The sequence below is a fragment of the Parabacteroides chinchillae genome (assembly GCF_900108035.1).
Classification (GTDB): domain Bacteria; phylum Bacteroidota; class Bacteroidia; order Bacteroidales; family Tannerellaceae; genus Parabacteroides; species Parabacteroides chinchillae.
In genome coordinates, this window is sequence record NZ_FNVS01000019.1 from 1 (window position 1) to 19,288 (window position 19,288).

General features: G+C 39.5%; 17 protein-coding genes, 1 rRNA gene, 1 other RNA gene and 1 pseudogene. 10 read left to right on the forward strand and 10 right to left on the reverse strand.

Annotated features, from left to right (window positions below):
• From rrf to ssrA, 3 genes are all read left to right on the forward strand, one after another.
• A 5S ribosomal RNA gene (gene rrf, locus C4S38_RS13490) occupies nt 1-90 on the forward strand; the annotation flags it as partial.
• Nucleotides 91-226: 136 nt separating this feature from the next.
• Entirely contained in the window at nt 227-1,108 is an 882-nt protein-coding gene (locus C4S38_RS13495) for an alpha/beta hydrolase (RefSeq protein ID WP_103984131.1), read from the forward strand.
• 55 nt (nt 1,109-1,163) lie between these two features.
• Nucleotides 1,164-1,563, forward strand: a transfer-messenger RNA (tmRNA) gene (gene ssrA / locus C4S38_RS13500).
• Between the two features lie 49 nt (nt 1,564-1,612).
• Here the strand turns inward: ssrA and C4S38_RS13505 are convergent.
• Nucleotides 1,613-1,855, reverse strand: a pseudogene (locus C4S38_RS13505) (site-specific integrase); the annotation flags it as partial.
• Between the two features lie 431 nt (nt 1,856-2,286).
• On the opposite strand from C4S38_RS13505, the gene C4S38_RS13510 reads away from it, so the two are divergent.
• On the forward strand, nt 2,287-2,502 hold the full coding sequence (locus C4S38_RS13510) for an NVEALA domain-containing protein (RefSeq protein WP_103984132.1): 216 nt from the start codon (nt 2,287-2,289) through the stop codon (nt 2,500-2,502).
• Nucleotides 2,503-2,718: 216 nt separating this feature from the next.
• Nucleotides 2,719-3,867, forward strand: a complete 1,149-nt coding sequence (locus C4S38_RS13515; protein ID WP_160034735.1) for a 6-bladed beta-propeller — start codon at nt 2,719-2,721, stop codon at nt 3,865-3,867.
• A gap of 457 nt (nt 3,868-4,324) precedes the next feature.
• Here C4S38_RS13515 and C4S38_RS13520 read toward each other — a convergent pair whose 3' ends face one another.
• From C4S38_RS13520 to C4S38_RS13545, 6 genes are all read right to left on the reverse strand, one after another.
• Nucleotides 4,325-5,119 (reverse strand): M23 family metallopeptidase, encoded by a 795-nt coding sequence (locus C4S38_RS13520; protein ID WP_394340857.1) that lies wholly within the window; start codon nt 5,117-5,119, stop codon nt 4,325-4,327.
• Between the two features lie 182 nt (nt 5,120-5,301).
• The gene (uxuA, locus tag C4S38_RS13525; RefSeq protein ID WP_103984135.1) at nt 5,302-6,480 is read right to left on the reverse strand and encodes a mannonate dehydratase; all 1,179 of its coding nucleotides are present in this window, start codon (nt 6,478-6,480) and stop codon (nt 5,302-5,304) included.
• Nucleotides 6,481-6,550: 70 nt separating this feature from the next.
• The gene (locus tag C4S38_RS13530) at nt 6,551-7,363 is read right to left on the reverse strand and encodes an SDR family oxidoreductase (protein ID WP_099465807.1); all 813 of its coding nucleotides are present in this window, start codon (nt 7,361-7,363) and stop codon (nt 6,551-6,553) included.
• A 61-nt stretch (nt 7,364-7,424) separates the two neighbouring features.
• Nucleotides 7,425-8,057 carry a glycerophosphoryl diester phosphodiesterase membrane domain-containing protein gene (locus C4S38_RS13535; RefSeq protein WP_103984136.1) on the reverse strand — a complete coding sequence of 211 codons (633 nt, stop codon included), beginning with the start codon at nt 8,055-8,057 and terminating at the stop codon, nt 7,425-7,427.
• Between the two features lie 408 nt (nt 8,058-8,465).
• The gene (mdh, locus tag C4S38_RS13540) at nt 8,466-9,407 is read right to left on the reverse strand and encodes a malate dehydrogenase (protein WP_099465814.1); all 942 of its coding nucleotides are present in this window, start codon (nt 9,405-9,407) and stop codon (nt 8,466-8,468) included.
• Between the two features lie 232 nt (nt 9,408-9,639).
• Entirely contained in the window at nt 9,640-11,178 is a 1,539-nt protein-coding gene (locus tag C4S38_RS13545) for a fimbrillin family protein (RefSeq protein WP_103984137.1), read from the reverse strand.
• A 323-nt stretch (nt 11,179-11,501) separates the two neighbouring features.
• Here C4S38_RS13545 and C4S38_RS13550 point away from each other — a divergent pair, with 323 nt between their 5' ends.
• The gene (locus C4S38_RS13550; protein ID WP_234999387.1) at nt 11,502-11,771 is read left to right on the forward strand and encodes a helix-turn-helix domain-containing protein; all 270 of its coding nucleotides are present in this window, start codon (nt 11,502-11,504) and stop codon (nt 11,769-11,771) included.
• Nucleotides 11,772-11,776: 5 nt separating this feature from the next.
• Here C4S38_RS13550 and C4S38_RS13555 read toward each other — a convergent pair whose 3' ends face one another.
• Genes C4S38_RS13555 through C4S38_RS13565 form a run of 3 tightly spaced genes read right to left on the reverse strand, consistent with a single transcriptional unit; the run spans nt 11,777 to nt 14,091 of the window.
• Entirely contained in the window at nt 11,777-12,961 is a 1,185-nt protein-coding gene (locus tag C4S38_RS13555) for a class I SAM-dependent rRNA methyltransferase (RefSeq protein ID WP_103984139.1), read from the reverse strand.
• Entirely contained in the window at nt 12,962-13,543 is a 582-nt protein-coding gene (locus C4S38_RS13560; RefSeq protein ID WP_103984140.1) for a 3'-5' exonuclease, read from the reverse strand.
• Nucleotides 13,540-14,091 (reverse strand): DUF5063 domain-containing protein, encoded by a 552-nt coding sequence (locus C4S38_RS13565; RefSeq protein ID WP_099465819.1) that lies wholly within the window; start codon nt 14,089-14,091, stop codon nt 13,540-13,542. The genes C4S38_RS13560 and C4S38_RS13565 overlap by 4 nt, the downstream gene beginning before the upstream one ends.
• 261 nt (nt 14,092-14,352) lie before the next feature.
• Between C4S38_RS13565 and C4S38_RS13570 the strand changes: the two genes are divergently transcribed.
• The 4 genes from C4S38_RS13570 to trxB all read left to right on the forward strand — a co-directional run bounded on the left by C4S38_RS13570 (nt 14,353) and on the right by trxB (nt 19,233).
• Nucleotides 14,353-14,928 carry an HU family DNA-binding protein gene (locus C4S38_RS13570; RefSeq protein ID WP_103984141.1) on the forward strand — a complete coding sequence of 192 codons (576 nt, stop codon included), beginning with the start codon at nt 14,353-14,355 and terminating at the stop codon, nt 14,926-14,928.
• 116 nt (nt 14,929-15,044) lie between these two features.
• Complete coding sequence (locus tag C4S38_RS13575; RefSeq protein ID WP_103984142.1) at nt 15,045-17,552, forward strand: FtsK/SpoIIIE family DNA translocase; 2,508 nt, start codon at nt 15,045-15,047, stop codon at nt 17,550-17,552.
• Nucleotides 17,553-17,556: 4 nt separating this feature from the next.
• Entirely contained in the window at nt 17,557-18,240 is a 684-nt protein-coding gene (locus C4S38_RS13580) for a LolA family protein (protein WP_103984143.1), read from the forward strand.
• Nucleotides 18,241-18,279: 39 nt separating this feature from the next.
• A complete protein-coding gene (gene trxB, locus C4S38_RS13585) occupies nt 18,280-19,233 on the forward strand; it encodes a thioredoxin-disulfide reductase (protein ID WP_099465823.1) in 954 nt (317 codons plus the stop codon).
• Nucleotides 19,234-19,288: the final 55 nt, after the last annotated feature.

A 19,288-nucleotide genomic window follows, 5' to 3' on the forward strand; every position in this document is an offset into this window, starting at 1 on the left:
GATCCACCTCTTCCCATACCGAACAGAGAAGTTAAGCCTCGTCGCGCCGATGGTACTGCGTAACAGTGGAAGAGTAGGTAGCCGCCGTTTTAAAGGAGAGAAGGAGTCCATTCATCTGAGTGGACTCCTTTTTTAGTTTGTGAAGGTGACAGTTTATTTTTTATGTTGGTGTTGATTGGAAAATCAAATAAGATGTATATATTCGTCCATTATAAATATTACTGATATGATAAAGAAATGGATGTTTTTGTTTATTGGAATGTGTTGTATGGCAAACGCTGTTATAGCGCAAAATAATCCTGTTCTTTTATTCCCTAAAGGTGCTCCCGGCGAAACAATTAAGTTGATAGAGAAGGCCGATAAGGATGGAGGGAAGGTAGGCGGAGAGACAGTACTTCGTATCACTAATGTAAGCGAACCGACAATTACTGTTTATCCTGCACCGGATGAAGTTGCAACAGGTGCAGCAATGGTTGTTTGTCCCGGAGGTGGATATAATATCCTTGCTTATGATTTGGAAGGGGATGAAGTCTGTGAATGGCTTAATAATATCGGTGTTACAGCTGTATTACTTAAGTATCGGGTGCCTCGGAGAGCTGAACGGGCAAAACATGAGGCTCCTCTTGAAGATATTCAAAGAGCTATGAGTTATGTGCGTTCTCATGCTGAAGATATGAATATAGACCCGCAAAGAATAGGAGTAATGGGGTTCTCTGCTGGAGCTCATTTGGCAGCTATGTTGAGTAATAATTATAATGAGAGAACCTACCAACCTATTGATGCAGTAGATAAAATTAGTTGTCGACCTGATTTTTGCTTATTGGTATATCCTGCTTATTTGGATGGTGGCAATTTTCAGTTAGCCCAGGAATTAAAGGTTTCATCGGAGACACCACCTACAATGATTGTCCAGGCTGAAGATGACAAGTCTTATATTAATAGTAGTCTTTTTTATTATTATGCATTGAAGGAAGCTGGGGTTCCTGCACGGATGCATTTATATAGTAATGGTGGTCATGGGTTTGGGTTACGTGATACAGGAGCCTCTGTTAATGAGTGGCCTGACAGAGCAGAAGATTGGTTTCACGAAATTAATATAATAGAATAGGGTTTATAGATGATATAATATGGAGATTTTTTGTATCTTTGTATTTGCAAACTAAGGGGCTGACCGGTTTTGACAGCGGGCAGAAGTGGTTTGTAAGCATGTAGTGCGTGGTTGGCTTGCACTTAAATCTCAGACAACGAACAATTAACTGGCGAAAACAATTACGCTCTCGCTGCTTAATCGAAGTATAGTAGATTAAAGCTTAATCCCTGCAATAGTTGCGGGGACGTGACATCACCCGGATGCTGTTGCTCCGAAGCGTTCCGATAAGGTGGTGCAGCAATATCGGAGATAGCGAGAAATAAGTCTCGGGTTTCTTGTGAAAGTTTAGAGAATAAGAATTAAGTGGGTGGCTTCGGTCTTGCTTAGTTCCGACAATGAAGGCGAAGATAAACATGTAGAAAGCAAATTAGTTCCTCGTTTGGACGAGAGTTCGAATCTCTCCAGCTCCACAAAGACTACTGATTATCAGTAGTCTTTGTTGTTTAGGGACTATTTCGGGGATTAAGCGTTTGTTTTAGCTGATTTTTTGTTGAATAATTTCATGGCTTCTCGCTTTGCCGAATCTGCAATGTCAATGTATGGCTTCATTGATTTGTAGTCGCTATGCCCAGTCCATTTCATAACAACTTCAGGTGAGATGCCAAGCATTAGTGCATTACATATGAACGTACGTCTCCCTGAATGTGTTCCGAGTAATTTGTATTTTGGATAAACTTCGTCTATTCGTTTTTTCCATATATAATAGGGATGGCACTATTGCTCAAGAAATAGGAAACGGAAGAATTGTCTTTGGTAATTTATATACCATAGATCCTCATGTTAAAGGGGAACTGTGGGTAGAAGGAGATGTAGTAAAGAAATCAAATGGTTAAACAATAAATAATTAAAATCATGGCAAAGTAGTAAAAATCTGATTACGTCCAACCGACAAAGAGGAATCACCGATTAAGGTTTACCGGTTAGTTATTAATGCTTTGATGTATCAACCATCGATGCCTATTATAATCTGGTAAAATTTGTAATTATATGAAATGTCATTAAAATGTCATTATTTTTTTTGCTTTAAAAATTACTTAATCAGTTAATTTTGTTCAAAATTAAAAGTTTATAGATTTAAAACCCAATAATTGCAAAATAATATATTTCCTAACAATCATATTAATAAAATAGTAATTATGAAGAAAAAAATCGTAGGTTTAGTTTCCGTAAGTGCGATAACAATCGCGGGCTGGTATTTCAGCCAAAATAGTGAAGTTAAACTATCTGATTTGACATTGGATAATATTGAAGCATTAGCAGGTGGAGAAAGCGGGAGTGAATACCATTCGGCTTTTAAATATAATCCCATTTTAGATAGGAATATATGTAACGGACCAGGTAATGCTTGTTAAAGAAAAAAGAAATATTTCAGTTTAAACGTGAAGTTTATTTATATAAACGATAAAAAACATAAAGAGAGAGGTAAAATATCACCTCTCTTTTTTGTATTTCACGTATTATTGAAACATTATATTACAAAAAGATTAACTCATTTTCCCTTTTTACGAAGAATTATAAAAATAAGATACGAAATTAGCAATGACTTTTACAATTTAAAATGAATGTATATGAGTGAAATAAAAATGAATATGTGTAAATTACTAATTGTAATAGGATTAGTAATAGTTATAAATTCATGCCAAAAAGATACAGATAAAAAAAATATGGCAAATATTGATGATATAACTATATCAAATAATGATCCTCATATTTGCCTAGACAGTATAATAAAAGACATATCTTTTATTCCACTTCAAACTATTGATGATAATCTAATCGGATTTATATCCAATCTGGTATTTGCTGAAAACAGAATTATTGTAGGAGACAACATATCTTCAAAAGGCATATATTTGTTTGATTGTAAAGGGAACTTTCTCAATAAAGTTGGTAATATTGGGAATGGACCAGGTGAATATAATAATTTTACCTATATAACATTAACTCCTGACAAAAAATCAATTATTGTAATAGATGGAAATAATGGGAAAGCCTTATACTATGATCTTAATGGAAAGTATATTAAAGATCGTAATCTTCCTTTTAGAAGTGAAATTGTAGAACAATTTGGAGGGGATAAATGGATATTTACTAATACAGCTGGAGTTTACGATGGTAGTAAATCATTAGACAATACATTAGTTATAACTGATTCAAAAGGAGAAATTCTTAGTAGCAATTTTCCTAGTACATATAGAAAAGATTTTAATTTGGTAACTCATCCAAATCATTTAATGATAAATAATAAAGTCGTTTACTATAATCCAAATCTTTCAGATACTATTTACCAATTAGATAAGCACATTGTACCTCGTTATGCGATATCAGTAAAAGGTACAAACAGGCCATCACTTGAAGGAAACAATGCCATGCGAAATTATATTGATTATATTCAAAATTCAAAATGTTTCAATGGTGATTTTGTTGAACTAGACAAATATATATTTATCGGTCTTTTCCCAAATGGTACATATCCCTCTGTTTATACTAAATCAATGAAAAATTGTTATCAGATAAACGATGAATATGATCATACACAATATGCTTTCTTTAAAAATTATGATATTCTTAAAAGTATAGATTCAAAACATTTGGCAATTGGGACAAGTTCCGCCAATTATATTAGTCTATTGGAACAAATCGGCGTTTCTTCCATTGATTTTCCCGAAATCAATAAAGAAGACAATCCAATAATAATTGTGTATTCATTTTTCTAATATAATTATCAAAAAACTTATATTTTCATTCACATTGAATTAATATATAAGTTTTTTGATTTTACAACCATAAGCAAAAATGATTTGTCGGCTAAGAAATGTTGTTGACGAACTGGCCGATCTATTTTGGAAAAAAGTAGTCAGGTTATTGTTAACAAGTAGAAGTTTGACGTTTAAGTACCATTTAATGACTACTTAAACGTCAAACTATTTTTTTACTTTTCGTTCTGAAAAACTGTACTGGTGGTTTTGCCAATTATAGTCTAGGTGATTTTTATAAGATGATTCTGAATTTAGTTCTTATATATTTAATGTATGAGATAGATTGGTCCCCACGTTATAAAAATAAGGACTAAAAACGGTTCTTCCTTGTTCTTTTTATAGTATTTATTTTCATGCTTGCTCGCTGTATTTTTTGTATAATCAATGCGTTACTCTACTCCTTTCTGTTCCTTTCTTATTTTGTGGTTTTTTTATAGGCTTTTGCCAGTTGATGTGGCAAAACATCTGAGGTTTTAACATTGACAGTATTCCCTCTTTTCATGCAAATAATATTTTTTCGTTTTAGGGTTCTTTGCTCCATATCAAAAATAATGTTCGGATTAAAATGCTCTCCGTTGATACGGGTTTCAAAATGCAGATGTTCTGTTGTGGCTCTGCCTGTACGACCGGTTAATCCGATGGGATCACCTGCTTTTACATAGTCTCCGGACTGAACAAGATTTTTTGAGTTGTGACTATAAACTGTTTCCAACCCGTTAAAGTGTCGGATGACAATTACATTTCCATAAGCTGCAAATGGTTTTGCCATACGTACGACTCCGTCGAATGCTGCAACAATAGTGTCATTAGGGCAGGTTTTTATATCTGTACCCGAATGGCCTTTCCGCCGACCTCCATATGGCGATATCACTTTTCCATTTGGAAGAGGAAATGCGTATGCACCTTCAGGAATGATACTAAGATCGATGATTTCAGTATTGCTGTTTTTGAATAATTGAGGATCTTTTATGGCTATATAGCTTTTCTCCTGGAGAGAAAATGTTTCTGAAACTTTTCTTTGAGGTGGATGTATTTTAAGTATTTCAGGAGCCGGAGGCAGAACAATACTGAAATCTTTTATAGGTAAAGGGATGTTCTGTTCGGGAAAGTTAACCGATACGGGTATTTCTTTTTTTTGTTTTTTTTTGTTTGGTGTTGCACCATAAGTTGCTGTTGCAATCAGTAATGCTAATGCGAGTTTATATAGTATTTTTGCCATTTACAACTTTGTTAATAAAACAAAAGTAATAAAAAGCCGGCAGAGAATAGGCCTCTGCTAACTATTTTATAACTTATTTGGAATAATTATGGCCTTAAAAGTATGGAGAGAAAAAGAATCCGGATTTCTTCCGAGAGGAATTTTAAATTCTTTCGGAAGAAATCCGGATAGTATTATTTGGAAGAGAAAAGCGAACATGCAATCCCCATTTCTAGTCCACGTAACTCGGCCAGTCCGCGTAAGCGTCCAATGCAAGAGTAGCCAGGATTTGTTTTCTTTTTTAAGTCATCAATCATTTGATGACCATGATCCGGCCTCATTGCTATACTGCATTGGCGGCGTTGCTGGATGGTAAGTAGCGCTTTCATCACCTTATACATATCTACATCTCCTTCCAGATGATTCGCTTCATAGAAATTACCTTCCGGGTCACGTTTAGTACTACGGAAATGAACGAAATTGATCCGTTCGGCATATCGTTCTATCATGCCTGCCAAATCATTGTCACTTCGTACGCCAAATGACCCGGTGCATAAACATAGCCCATTGCTTGGATTAGGGACGGCTTCAATGAGTTTTTGAAAATCATCTTCAGTGCTTAAAATTCTAGGTAACCCTAAAATAGAAAAAGGAGGATCGTCTGGATGGATTACCAGACTTACGTTTGCTTCATCGGCTACCGGTGCAATTTCTTTTAGGAAATAGATTAAATTGGAACGGAGTTTTTCTGCAGTCACATTTTTATAACGGGATAATTCTTCGCGGAATTGCTCGATAGTGAAACTCTCTTCTGATCCGGGTAACCCGGCAATCATGTTACGGGTAAGAAGATGACGTTCGTCCTCACTCATGGACTCATATCGTATCCTGGCTATTTCTATTTCTTCGGAGGTATATTCTTGTTCTGCTTCGGGACGTTTAAGAATAAACAAGTCAAAAGCCATGAATGCTGCCCGTTCAAAACGAAGAGCTTTTGATCCATCTGGCATTGTATAAGCCAAGTCCGTACGTGTCCAGTCAAGGACGGGCATAAAGTTGTATGTAACTACTTTAATACCACATGCACCTAAATTTTTGACGCTTTGTTTGTAATTTTCTATGTAATGCTGAAAGTTCCCTGTTTGCGTTTTGATATGTTCGTGTACAGGAACACTTTCCACAACATCCCATTTTAACCCTGCTTCTTCAATGATCGCTTTCCGTTTTTTTATTTCTTCAATTGTCCATATTTCTCCGTTTGGGATATGATGGAGTGCGTTGACAATTCCGGAGGCACCCGCCTGACGAATGTCCCGGAGGCTGACCGGATCCTGAGGTCCGTACCAGCGCCAAGTTTGATTGCATAAATACATGAATTTCTTTTTTAGTGGTTTGAATTTACTCTTTTTTATTCTTTTCGTGGTTTATGATCGTATTTGTGGTTTATATGGAGAAGGCATCAAAACCTCCGTCGACAATAGCAACAGTTCCGGTTACAAATTTAGAAGCTTCGCTGATAAGATACTGAATTGTTCCATAAAGTTCTTCAGGTTTACCCAAGCGACGGAAAGGCGTATGAGCAACTACCGACTCGGCACGCGAAGTGTAAGAACCATCCGGATTTGTCATCAACGTTCTGTTTTGTTCTGTTAGAAAAAAACCTGGAGCTATGGCGTTTACACGTATTCCTTCACCAAATTTTGAAGCTAATTCACCTGCCATGTATTTAGTCAGGTTCGTGATTGCAGCTTTAGCAGCTCCGTATCCAACTACACGAGTTAATGGGCGTAAAGCAGATTCGGAAGAGAAATTTACAATAGCTCCTTCTTTCTGTTTTGCCATAACTTCTGCAAAAACCATTGTCGGAAGTACGGTACCGAACAGGTTTAAATCAATAACTTTTCTGAAAGCTTCTATATCCAGATCGAAAATGGTTTTGTCTGGTGCAATAGTAGCTCCTGCCATATTACCTCCTGCTGCATTGAGCAAAACATCGATGCGTCCGTATTTGGATAGGATGTCTTTTTTGTTTTGTTCCAATACTTCTTTTTTCAGTACATCTGTCAGGAGGAAAGATGCTTCTCCTCCTTTTGCTTTGATTTCTGCAACAATTTGTTCGCCTACTTCTGCAGCACGATCCAAAATAATAATTTTAGCACCTTCTTCTGCTAAATGTCCGGCTATACCTCGTCCCAGGATACCGGCTCCTCCTGTAATAATAATGACTTTGTCTTTAATACAAAATAAATTTGCCATGTCCTTTTAATTTAAAGTGTGATAATCTCATATGTTTGTAATTTTAGTGGTTTCTATGTTTTTATGACTCCGTAGTGGTTCCTGTTAGTGTATTTAATTTGCGGAACGTATAACAATACATCATATATATCAATGGCATTGCGAAAAGAATCCCGATACCAAACAACAATATTCCGACGATCATAATACCGAGCATTGCCAAAATTAACATAAATAATTGTCCTACTTGTCCCTGGGTTATTTCCCAACTTCGTTTTATCGAATCCATAAAACTTGCATCTTCTTCAACGATGAATGCTGCAAAAAATTGCAGACGCAAAGCTAAATAAATACCAGGAATAAGAAATACGAGACATCCGATAAATACAGCAATACCAACAATAATGCTGGCTGTGCAGTAAGTGAATATTTTACGGGCCTGTTGTCCGTATGCAGAAAACTGCGGTTCGATACCATCCAAAGTCTGGAATAAGTTTTTAATATATCCCATTGAAAAAATCAGAGAAATAATAATGCTGATGAAATTTACAATAATTTGTCCTGTTATTGATCCGCTGCTTGGCAATGCAAATATGCCTAACGTAAATGATAATATAAACATGCCAATAAGTAATCCAACTAATACCCAAATCTGGGATTTGGTGTATTTCCATGAAGTACTGAATACTTCGGAAATCATAAATTTTGCTTCCATAGATTATCTAGTTTTTATCTGTTTAAATGCAAATTTAAAATATATTATTGAATAAAGCAATTTTATATTTTATTTCGTAGATCAATTTGAACGAATAGATTTTCGATTTGTCAAAATGTGATATATGACTGATATCTAAATATAAAATAAAGCTATTTTTAAGAATAAAAGAATGTATAAACAATAAAAGATTCTACATTTGTACGTTTTTCTGAAAAATAGATGTCTAGTATATAACCAGAACCGATAAATTATGAAGTAATATGATTAAGGCAAGTTGATCAATTGAAATCTTATTTCATAGGTGTTTATTTAGGAATGAGCTTACATAGATAATCATAAAAAAGAGGGTAACTTCAATTTGAAGTTACCCTCTTTGGCTATATAATCAACGAGTTTGTTAATCGATTATAATGCACCAACTTCTTTTAAAGCTGCGTTTGTTGCGCGAACAGCAGCAGCGCTCTTTTCGAACAATGCTTTTTCGTCTGCAGTCAGGTCAAGTTCAACGATCTTTTCAACACCGTTGCGACCAATGATTGCCGGAACACCGATGCAAATATCGCTTTGTCCATATTCGCCATCCAAAGCAACGCAAGAAGGAATCATTTTCTTTTGGTTGTGAAGGATTGATTCTACTACAAAAGCTCCTGCAGCACCTGGTGCATACCATGCAGAAGTACCTAATAATTTAGTTAATGTAGCACCACCTACCATAGTAGAAGAAACTACTTCCTGTAATTTTTCAGCGCTCAATAATTTGCTAACAGGAATACCTTTGTATGTAGCCAGACGAGCTAATGGAATCATAGTTGTATCGCCATGACCACCGATTACCATACCTTCTACTTCGTTGGCATTGCAACCTAGAGCCTGAGACAGGAAATATTTGAAACGTGAGCTATCCAGAGCACCACCCATACCAATGATGCGGTTTTTAGCAACACCTAAAGATTTCAGTGACAAATAAGTCATTGTATCCATCGGGTTAGAGATAACAACCAAGATAGCATTTGGAGAATATTTCAGAATGTTCTGTGCAACGCTCTTAACGATACCAGCGTTAACACCGATCAGTTCTTCACGAGTCATACCCGGTTTACGAGGAATACCTGAAGTGATAACAACAACGTCAGAGTTTGCTGTTTTTTCGTAATCGTTTGTGCAACCTACAACTGTAGAATCGAAACCTAGTAGTTGAGCTGTCTGCATCATATCCATAGCTTTGCCTTCGGATACGCCTTCCTTAACATCAAGCATTACAACTTCGTCTGCCACTTCATTAAAGGCGAGAACATTTGCACAAGTAGCACCTACATTACCGGCGCCAACAACTGTTACTTTAGACATAATAATAAGTTTTATATGTTTTACTTATATAATAATACTTCCATCTCTCTTAAAAGCGAGACAAAGGTACAACCTATTACGAAATGAAGAAATATTTCCGTATATATTTTGCGGGGGCAGATTATTAATTATCGCTAAATGGGAAGGCGGATGGGCGGACTAAGCTATTTGCCCGATCCTCACCATCCGCCTATTGGTTTCTATACCGTCTTTAAGACGATCCCCGTCCGATCTATTGGATTTCGAGAACCGGGAAGTCTTTGCCGTAGACATACACCCACCTGATGCCTGTGTCTGCGCCTGCATTGGCGTTCAGGGCTTCGAGCAGGGTTGTTTCAGCCTCGCTTATCTGTGTGCTGAATTTTCCACTCTTATCAAATTGTGTTGATTTGTCAAAAGAAGAAAAAGAAACCTCTTTCCAATAATATCCGATAACCGCATTCGCTTCCGTTGTTTCTGTCGTTTTGATTACGGAATAACTGTTCTTGATCGTACCGCTGCCAGTGCCGCTTCCTGCGATGTTGACCGGGGTAGTTGCATCTCCCGTTTCCGAAACAAAGCAGTTGCTGATTGCGGCTCCTGCAAAACTTCCTGCAATACCGCCGATCGTGTTACCGGAAATTGTTCCGGTGAAGGAACATTGCGATATGGTTGTACCTGCGCCTGCTACGCCGACCAGGCCGCCGATTGTGCTGCCGGTGGATGTGACGGAACTTGTCCCTGCCACATGGCAGTTGGTCACGACCGCATTCGTGACGGTGTCGGCAAGAAGGGCGATGCCGTCTGCCGTCCCGTTTATCGAGCCGGAGAGGCGGAGGTTGCGGATGGTGTCGGAAGGGGTAGTTTCGTTTCCTACCGTCCCGAACAAACCGGCCGTTCCACTGATCCCGCTGATCGTATAACCCTGGCCGTCGAAAGTGCCGGTGAAGGGATAGCCGGCATTGCCGATGGAACCGAAGTCGGCAGGTACGGATATATTGTTGTATAACCGGATCGCCCTGACACCATCTACTGTTGTGCAGAGAGAGTCAGGTATCTCTCCGCCTTTGTTTATGGCATCCCTGAATATCTCTAATCCTTTTAGCGTATAGATACCTGCATGCGGCTGTCCGTAAACAGTCTCTTCGCCGTCCGGCCCGCTCCAGTTAGCAATCCAAGGGCCTACGCCTACACCGAAGTTTTCGGACAGATCCATGGTGATGCGCATGTGTTCACCGGCTTGGAGTTCACCGTTGGTAAGATCGATATCCTTCAAAGTCCCATAATATTTATTGCCACTGTAGGTAATACAAAAATCACCGGCTGTAGCAAAGTCTGTACCCAGAGCCGATGTCAGCGGGGGCAGATAGATGAGCGAATAGGTTGCGCCACTGACTGTTTGCTTATCCAGATTACCGAATGAAACTGTCAGGGCATCTGTCACACCTTCAGCCTTCTTTGTTATACGCAAGGCGTTATCCCTGTCTTGCTCAGCCGTCCATTTCTGTGGGATAGCATAGAAAGTGATGGATATGGATTCCTGTGTGATGTCCTCATTGTTCCAATTACGTACGCGTATGCTTAATTTGCTTACTATATGCTTGAAAGGCAGGGTGACGGATGGGCTTTCCTCATATTTGGCCGTAGCTCTTGCGCTGATAAAAACTTCCAGCGGGGTAACGGATTTATCGTTCAGTTTGTCTTTCGCGGGATTAGTGTCACTCTTCTTATTACCCTCAACGAAATCGACCGTTCCCGAAGCAGGATTGTCGTCGTTGCCGCTACCCTCCATCGTTACCCCTGTCGGAGTCGTGTAGGCAATAAAGGGTATCTCGTTTTCTTTGTCCCCCCCATTTCAGCTCTTCTGTGCCTTCAGCCGGAGTTCCGCTTTCTCCTATTTCCAATGTCCCTTTGTTACCGTTTTTGACGTGGTAAACAAGTGTTTTTACCTCTCCCTTATCATGTTTACGTACATAGATCCCATTGATATAGGGGAGCGGGACGATTTCGCCTTTCTCGGCTCCTAACGCTTTGGAGGAAAGAACGGCGGATTCTTGCAGGGTGGAGGAGAAAAAAAGGTTTATCTCTCACCTTGTTAAACTTATAGAAGAAAATTTGTCAGATAAGAACTTTAAAGTGAAGGATTTGGCTGATTGTGTGAACATGAGCCAAACTACGTTATATCGGAAAGTAAAACTGATCACGGCATTAAGCGTTATCGAACTGATCCGTAATGTCCGTTTAAAAAGAGCTGCTGTATTGCTTAAATGCCATAGATACTCTATACAAGAAGTTTCCGAAATGGTAGGCTATAATGATATCCCAACATTCCGGAAACATTTTACTGAATTTTTCGGGAAAGTCCCCTCTGCTTATGCTAAATAAATAATTTATTCTACATACAAAACCAATCCTTTCAGATATTCGCCTTCCGGGTGATATATATTAACCGGATGGTCGGCTGGCTGGGTAAGCTGGTGTAAAATGCGTACGCTTCGTCCTGATTGAGCAGCAGCACTGAATACTGCTAGCCGGAAGTTCTCTTTGCTTACTACCTGTGAGCATGAGAAGGTAAACAGGATACCTCCGGGCTTGATCTTCTCGAATGCGATGGCATTTAGCTTGCGGTAGCCTTGCAAAGCATTTCGTAATACATTTTTGTGTTTGGCAAAGGCGGGAGGGTCAAGGATAATCAAGTCATAGTTGCTTCCCATCTTTTCAAGGTATTTGAAAGCATCTTCCGCATATGCATCATGCCTTGTATCTCCGGGGAAATTCAGCTCTACATTTTTCTTTGTCAGACTAATAGCTTTTGCCGAACTGTCTACCGAGTGAACTACTTTTGCTCCTCCGCGCATGGCATAGAAAGAAAAGCCTCCTGTATAGCAGAACATATTTAATACGGAACGGTCTTTGGAATAATGTTCCAGCAAAGAACGGTTTTCGCGCTGGTCTACAAAAAATCCTGTTTTCTGTCCTTTTTGCCAGTCAACACAGAACTTTAATCCGTGCTCCAGTGCAATATCTTCTACTTCTCCACCATATAAATACCCGTCTTCGCTATCCAGGTTCGCTTTAAATGGCAGGGTGGCTTCCGATTTATAATAGATATTTTGTAGAGTGTCTCCAAGCACAGTTTTTAATGCTTCTGCAATTTGATGGCGTGCATAGTGCATACCAACCGAATGGGCTTGCATAACAGCCGTATGTGCATACATATCTATTACCAATCCAGGCAGATTATCTCCTTCGCCATGAATCAAACGGTATGTGTTGTTGTTTTCCGTACCGGCTAATCTTAACGACTTACGGAGAGTATATGCAATGCGGATGCGTTCTGTCCAGAAATCTGTATTGACTGTAGCAGGCTTAAATGATAAAATACGCACGGCTATACTTCCTATCTGGTAATGACCGACTGCCAAAAAGCGCTGGTTTTGTCCGTAAACTTCTACCAGATCACCTTCTTCGGGCTTTCCTTCTATAGACTGGATTGCACCTGAAAATACCCATGGGTGGAAGCGCAATAGCGATTCTTCTTTCTTTGGTTTCAGAAAAACTTTACAATAATTCATCTATGCTTGATTCAATAAGTTATATATTTGGAGACATGCCCATGCATCTAATGATGCATATTTTTTTTGCGATTCAGTAAGAACATCTGCTTCCCAATTAGTCAGCCGTTGCCCTTTAGATATCTTTTTCTTGAATAAAATGGCATATATTTTTTGCAGGCTGGCATCTTCTATGCCGAATTTCACTACGTATTTCTGCAAATCCAGAAAGTTTACCGGCTCTGCATTTGTACGTTTATGCAGGGCGGCAAAATCATCCCTGAGGGAAAGGCCTATTTTCATCACATTGTTGTTCTGTATAAAATCGACCAGCGATTTAGGTATATCAATCCGGTTTAGCCGGAATAGAAAACATGTGTCTTCGGTTGATATCTGCATCAGTGATATTTTATAATGTTGCCCTTTCTTAAAGCTGGGACGTGTCTCGGTATCGAATCCGACTTTCGGGCATTTTGACAAATATTCAACGGCTTTATCGGTGTCCTTTTCCGTATCTATTATAAAAATCCGGCCTTTAAATTCTTCTATAGGAAGGGTGGCTATATCTTCTTTTTTTATTGTATGTGTGTATTGTTGTATCATTCGTTGTTGTTCTTTTCCAGATTTTCTTCGTCATCATAGCGTACAGCATGGAGTGCTTTCAAGGCATTCAATAGCTGTTGCCCCCAATATTCACGAAAATTTGTACGGCATAAGGCAATTGCGTTTTGCATGACTTCTTCGTTCCCCTGGCGGAAAAGCGAGATGAAATTTCCGGTGTCCTGGTATACATCGGCTAGATTTTCGGAAATGAAAGCTGCTATCGGAGCATCGCTATATTGCATATCCGGATGGAAAGTTTCCAGATAAGTATCTTTGTCTCCAAGCAAGTTGGCTATTTGGTTGCGTACGGATTCGTACATATCTTCGGTAACAGAAAATTCCAGTTCTGCCTCGTCGTCTGCTTCGACATCCGGTAAAAGGGATGCTTTCAGGTATAATAAGGGCAACATCTTTACCGATTTGTCTACAAATTCATACAAATCACGTTGTCCGGCGGTTTCAACGAAGGAACAAAATTCTAGTGCTACAGTGACAAATTCTAGCGTATTCCGTTCGTATATAGGATTATTTTCTTTCTCTTTTTCCATTTTTGTTTCTATAGTTTCCTACGATAACAGTTTGCAAAAATAGCAAATATTGTGATACTTTTAGGCAAACCGTTCGTATATTTGTACTTGAATGAAAGTACGGTTGATAACTGTCAGCCAAGCGGCCGACAATTGTCAACCGTATGGCTGATAATTATTAACCGTATGGTTGACAATTATCAACTTATATTTTCTATGCTACCATTTGAGGTAGAGCAATATTATAAATAACAAAAAGTAAACGTATAAATATAAAAAATAATGGCAATAAAATTTACCGCCCATCGCACTCCGAAACCAAATGGTCGTAAAGGAGAAACATTAACGCATGCACGTGCCTTGTGTCATGGTACATATAAACTGGATGAAATCTGCCGGTTGATATCCGAACGTTCGTCGGTAACGTCGGCCGATGTAAAGGCTGTTCTCGATTCTCTTTCCTGGGTATTGGATTATGCCTTGAGCGGAGGCTATCATGTGGAGCTTGAAGAACTGGGATATTTCTCGCCTTCTTTACGGAGTAAGCAGAAAGAGAACGGGAAGGTCAGCGTATGTGTAGACGGTATAAACTTCCGTTGTTCTACAAAGTTGAAAGAGAAAATGAAAGAGATAAAACTGGAACATATCAAACCCCGGGTAAAAGATAACGTTTCTGTCGATGCAAAAAGCAGGTTGCAGGATTATCTGGAACGAAATAAATGTGTTACACCCCGTATATATGCCGGCTTGATGAACTGTTCGCGTTATCGGGCACAAGCGGATCTGACATCTTTTGTAGAAGAAGGACTCCTGCAAAAAGTAGGACATCATAATAAGGTTTTGTACCTGCTTGCGTGAGTTTTTCGGAGTGATAAGTGAAAAAATACTCGATAATTCTATGTACATTTGCAAATTGTTAAAACGGGAAAGGGCATACCGCTATTGTCCGTATTTATAAAAGGGAAGCAATATATATGGCAAAAAAAACGACTTCGGCGAAACAAAGTAGTAACGAAGAAAGCAAACTCGGTTCTGTAAGATCCTTTTTTAAGAATGAACGTACGCGTTTTATATCCGGGTTGATTATTTCTATAGTTACTATATATATAGGACTGGCTCTTATTTCTTTTTTCTTTACGGGAGGGGCAGATCAAAGCAAAATAGAAAATATACCTTTATCCGACCTGGTAACCAATCATGGTTCGGTAGAGAACTGGACAGGAGCCAGAGGTGCTTATCTTTCCGATTTGCTGATGAATCGCTGGTTCGGCATATCATCTTTTATGATATTATTCTTTTTGGGCTCTGTGGGTGCGAAGCTGATGAATCTGAACCGTATCTCTCTTTTGAAACGGTTTCTGTTCTGTTCGGCCTGGTTGCTTTGGGGATCGCTGTTTTTTGCCTTTATCTTTATAAAAGGATACGAAGATACCTTCATCTATTTGGGAGGGCAACATGGGTATTATCTTTCCGAAATGATGATTAATAATATCGGTATTCCGGGAACTATCCTGTTTCTGGTCGGTTTTTTTCTGATAATCGCCATTTTTACCAGCAAACGTACGATACCTCTTTTACAGAGGTTCTTGTCATTCCATTGGCTGAAGAAGCGTTTTGATAAAGAGGAACAGGCAGAAAGCGATGAAGAAGATGAAGGAAAGGATATTCCTTCTTTTTCCGAACAACCCGATGAAAAACCGGAAATGGAAGATGAGGTATTTGATACCGCGAAAGAATTGGCAGAAGTCGATGCAGCCCGTATGTCTGTAAAAAGTACGTATGCTCCGACTACTACGACTGTGAGTGATGCCTTCGAAGTGACTGTTCCGCGTGATGAAGAAGAATATATTCCTGTTTCAAAAAATAATAACACAGAAATAGACGATACGGATTCGGATGATAGCGGAGATGGGACATTTACCGTAGAAGTACCTTCAGGAGATGATGAGGTATACGATGGCTCAGCTTTAGGTGAATATGATCCGAAACTGGATTTATCCCATTACCGCTATCCTACGATCGATCTGTTGAAAAAATACGATCAGGGAGACCAACAGGTGGATATGGAAGAGCAAACGGCTAATCAAAAGCGCATCAAGCAAACACTGGAAAGTTTTGGTATCAGCATTGCCTCTATTAAAGCAACGGTTGGACCGACAATTACGTTATATGAAGTAATACCCGATACCGGTGTACGTATTTCCAAGATTCGTAACCTGGAAGATGATATTGCACTTAGTCTTTCTGCTTTGGGCATTCGTATTATAGCTCCGATGCCGGGTAAAGGCACGATTGGTATTGAAGTGCCAAATAAAGATCCCCAGATGGTTGCCATGCAATCGGTTATTGCTTCCCGTAAGTTTCAGGAATCAAGGTACGACCTGCCGGTTGCATTAGGTAAGACTATTACGAATGAGATATTTATGTTTGACCTATGTAAAATGCCTCATTTACTTGTTGCCGGTGCGACAGGACAAGGTAAGTCTGTCGGATTGAATGCTATTATTACCTCATTGTTGTATAAGAAACACCCGTCGGAATTAAAGTTCGTACTGGTAGACCCGAAGATGGTAGAGTTTAGTATTTATTCGGAGATAGAACGTCATTATCTGGCCAAGTTGCCGGATGCCGATAAGGCTATTATTACGGATTTTACGAAGGTGATCCAGACGTTGAACTCGCTTTGTAAGGAAATGGATGACCGCTATGATCTGTTGATGAAGGCGCATACACGTAATATCAAGGAGTACAACGCTAAGTTTATAAGCCGTCATTTGAATCCGGAAAAAGGCCATAAATTCATGCCTTATATCGTAGTTATTATAGACGAGTTCGGCGATTTGATTATGACGGCCGGAAAAGAAATAGAATTGCCTATCGCCCGTATTGCCCAGAAGGCGCGTGCGGTTGGTATTCATATGATTATTGCAACGCAGCGTCCGTCAACCAATATTATTACGGGTACGATCAAAGCAAACTTCCCGGCTCGTATGGCTTTCCGTGTTTCGTCGATGATCGATTCGCGCACCATACTTGATTCTCCGGGTGCAAATCAGTTGATTGGCCGGGGCGACTTGTTATTCTCGCAAGGTAATGATATGACACGTGTGCAATGTGCCTTTGTTGATACACCTGAGGTAGAACAAATAGCCTCTTTTATCGGAGGACAGCCGGGCTACCCTACAGCCTTCCAGCTGCCTGAATATGTGGGCGAAAATGATGGAGAGAAGGTTCCGGGAGCAGTCGATTTGTCGGATCGTGATCCGCTTTTTGATGAAGCTGCCCGTTTGATTGTTATTCAGCAACAAGGTTCTACATCACTTATCCAGCGTAAGTTTGCCATTGGTTATAACCGTGCCGGACGTTTGATGGACCAGCTTGAAGCAGCCGGTATAGTAGGGCCTTTTGAAGGTAGCAAGGCGCGTCAGGTGTTGATTCAGGATGAATATAACCTGGAACAATTGTTGAATTCGTTAAAGTAACAGGATGGAAATAGAAAAGAAACAAAGAATGGTGCGTATATTTATCCGCGCTTATCTGATATTACAGCTATTGTTGCTAGCCGCATTAATAGGGTTTACTTGTAATGCCCAGAATGCAGACGATATTTTGGGTAAGGCGGCTATGGCTTATGATAAATCGAATGGGATAGAGGCTGCTTTTACAACTCATACCCGTTCTGACCAGCAGAATGTACCGGAAAGTTTTTCCGGTGTTATTAATATGAAAGGGGAGAAATTTATGTTGAAAACCCCGGATATGAGAATATGGTTTGACGGTAAAACACAATGGGCATATATGGAGCGGAATGATGAAGTGAATGTAACAACACCTTCGGGGGAAGAACTTCAAATGACGAATCCGGTATTACTGTTGGGTTCTTATAAAAAAGGTTTTACTCCCTTGTATAAAGGTGAGAGCACGGCAGCTAATGGAAAATCGGCTTATGATATAGAATTGACTCCCCGAAAAAAAGGGGATATACAGCGCGTATTTCTTCAGATAGAAAAGAATACGTATCTGCCTGTGGGCATTAGTGTGGATTCTAAAAATGGCGTTACCATGACAATCCGGATCAGTAAATTGAGGACGGAAGTAAACCAACCGGATTCTTACTTTGTTTTTAAAGATGCAGATTTTCCTGACGCAGAAGTGATAGATCTCCGCTGATGTAGATTATAAAAGTAAATTATCAAAATAAGAAAGACTATGGACAACTCAACAAATGAAAAAGTTCGCTGCCTGATTATCGGTTCGGGCCCTGCCGGATATACGGCCGCAATCTATGCCTCTCGTGCAAACCTGAACCCAGTGCTTTATGAGGGTATTCAGCCGGGTGGACAGCTTACAACGACAACCGAAGTTGAAAATTTCCCGGGTTATCCTAATGGTATAACAGGGCCGGAATTGATGGAAGACCTGAAAAAACAGGCTGTTCGTTTCGGTGCGGATATTCGTATGGGCATTGCAACTGCATCGGATTTATCATCTGCTCCATATAAGATCACAATTGATGGAGAGAAAGTGATTGAATCCGAAGCGGTTATTATATCGACAGGTGCGACGGCCAAATATCTGGGTATTCCCGATGAACAGAAATATGCAGGTATGGGAGTATCGGCTTGTGCTACTTGCGACGGCTTTTTCTATCGTAAAAAGATTGTTGCTGTTGTAGGGGGGGGGGATACGGCATGCGAAGAAGCTATCTACCTGTCGGGTTTGGCAAAACAAGTTTATCTGATAGTGCGTAAACCTTATCTGCGTGCATCAAAAGTAATGCAAGAACGTGTGTTTAACACTCCCAATATTATCGTATTGTTTGAGCATAATACAATTGGACTGTTTGGCGAAAGTGGTGTGGAGGGAGCTCATCTGATAAAGAAAATGGGACAACCCGACGAAGAAAAGGTTGATATTGCTATTGATGGTTTCTTTTTGGCTATTGGTCATAAACCAAACTCTGATATTTTTAAAGAATGGTTGGAAACAGACGAAATTGGTTATATAAAGACAATACCGGGAACACCCCGTACTACTGTGCCGGGCGTTTTTGCCGCAGGAGATGTGGCAGACCCGATTTATCGCCAGGCTATTACAGCTGCAGGAAGCGGATGCAAAGCTGCTATAGAAGCCGAACGGTATCTGTCTGAAATAGGAAAATAGTTATCAGGGCAGGCTTTAGTGCCTGCCTTTTTGTTTAATTTTATATATTATATTT

What these genes read in the sequence shown, in the direction of transcription:
- C4S38_RS13495 (WP_103984131.1), top strand. Translation starts at nt 227, where the DNA reads ATGATAAAGAAATGGATGTTTTTGTTTATTGGAATGTGTTGTATGGCA.
- C4S38_RS13510 (WP_103984132.1), top strand. Translation starts at nt 2,287, where the DNA reads ATGAAGAAAAAAATCGTAGGTTTAGTTTCCGTAAGTGCGATAACAATC.
- C4S38_RS13515 (WP_160034735.1), top strand. Translation starts at nt 2,719, where the DNA reads ATGAGTGAAATAAAAATGAATATGTGTAAATTACTAATTGTAATAGGA.
- uxuA (WP_103984135.1), bottom strand. Translation starts at nt 6,480, where the DNA reads ATGTATTTATGCAATCAAACTTGGCGCTGGTACGGACCTCAGGATCCG.
- C4S38_RS13530 (WP_099465807.1), bottom strand. Translation starts at nt 7,363, where the DNA reads ATGGCAAATTTATTTTGTATTAAAGACAAAGTCATTATTATTACAGGA.
- C4S38_RS13535 (WP_103984136.1), bottom strand. Translation starts at nt 8,057, where the DNA reads ATGGAAGCAAAATTTATGATTTCCGAAGTATTCAGTACTTCATGGAAA.
- mdh (WP_099465814.1), bottom strand. Translation starts at nt 9,407, where the DNA reads ATGTCTAAAGTAACAGTTGTTGGCGCCGGTAATGTAGGTGCTACTTGT.
- C4S38_RS13545 (WP_103984137.1), bottom strand. Translation starts at nt 11,178, where the DNA reads ATGGAGGGTAGCGGCAACGACGACAATCCTGCTTCGGGAACGGTCGAT.
- C4S38_RS13555 (WP_103984139.1), bottom strand. Translation starts at nt 12,961, where the DNA reads ATGAATTATTGTAAAGTTTTTCTGAAACCAAAGAAAGAAGAATCGCTA.
- C4S38_RS13560 (WP_103984140.1), bottom strand. Translation starts at nt 13,543, where the DNA reads ATGATACAACAATACACACATACAATAAAAAAAGAAGATATAGCCACC.
- C4S38_RS13565 (WP_099465819.1), bottom strand. Translation starts at nt 14,091, where the DNA reads ATGGAAAAAGAGAAAGAAAATAATCCTATATACGAACGGAATACGCTA.
- C4S38_RS13570 (WP_103984141.1), top strand. Translation starts at nt 14,353, where the DNA reads ATGGCAATAAAATTTACCGCCCATCGCACTCCGAAACCAAATGGTCGT.
- C4S38_RS13575 (WP_103984142.1), top strand. Translation starts at nt 15,045, where the DNA reads ATGGCAAAAAAAACGACTTCGGCGAAACAAAGTAGTAACGAAGAAAGC.
- C4S38_RS13580 (WP_103984143.1), top strand. Translation starts at nt 17,557, where the DNA reads ATGGAAATAGAAAAGAAACAAAGAATGGTGCGTATATTTATCCGCGCT.
- trxB (WP_099465823.1), top strand. Translation starts at nt 18,280, where the DNA reads ATGGACAACTCAACAAATGAAAAAGTTCGCTGCCTGATTATCGGTTCG.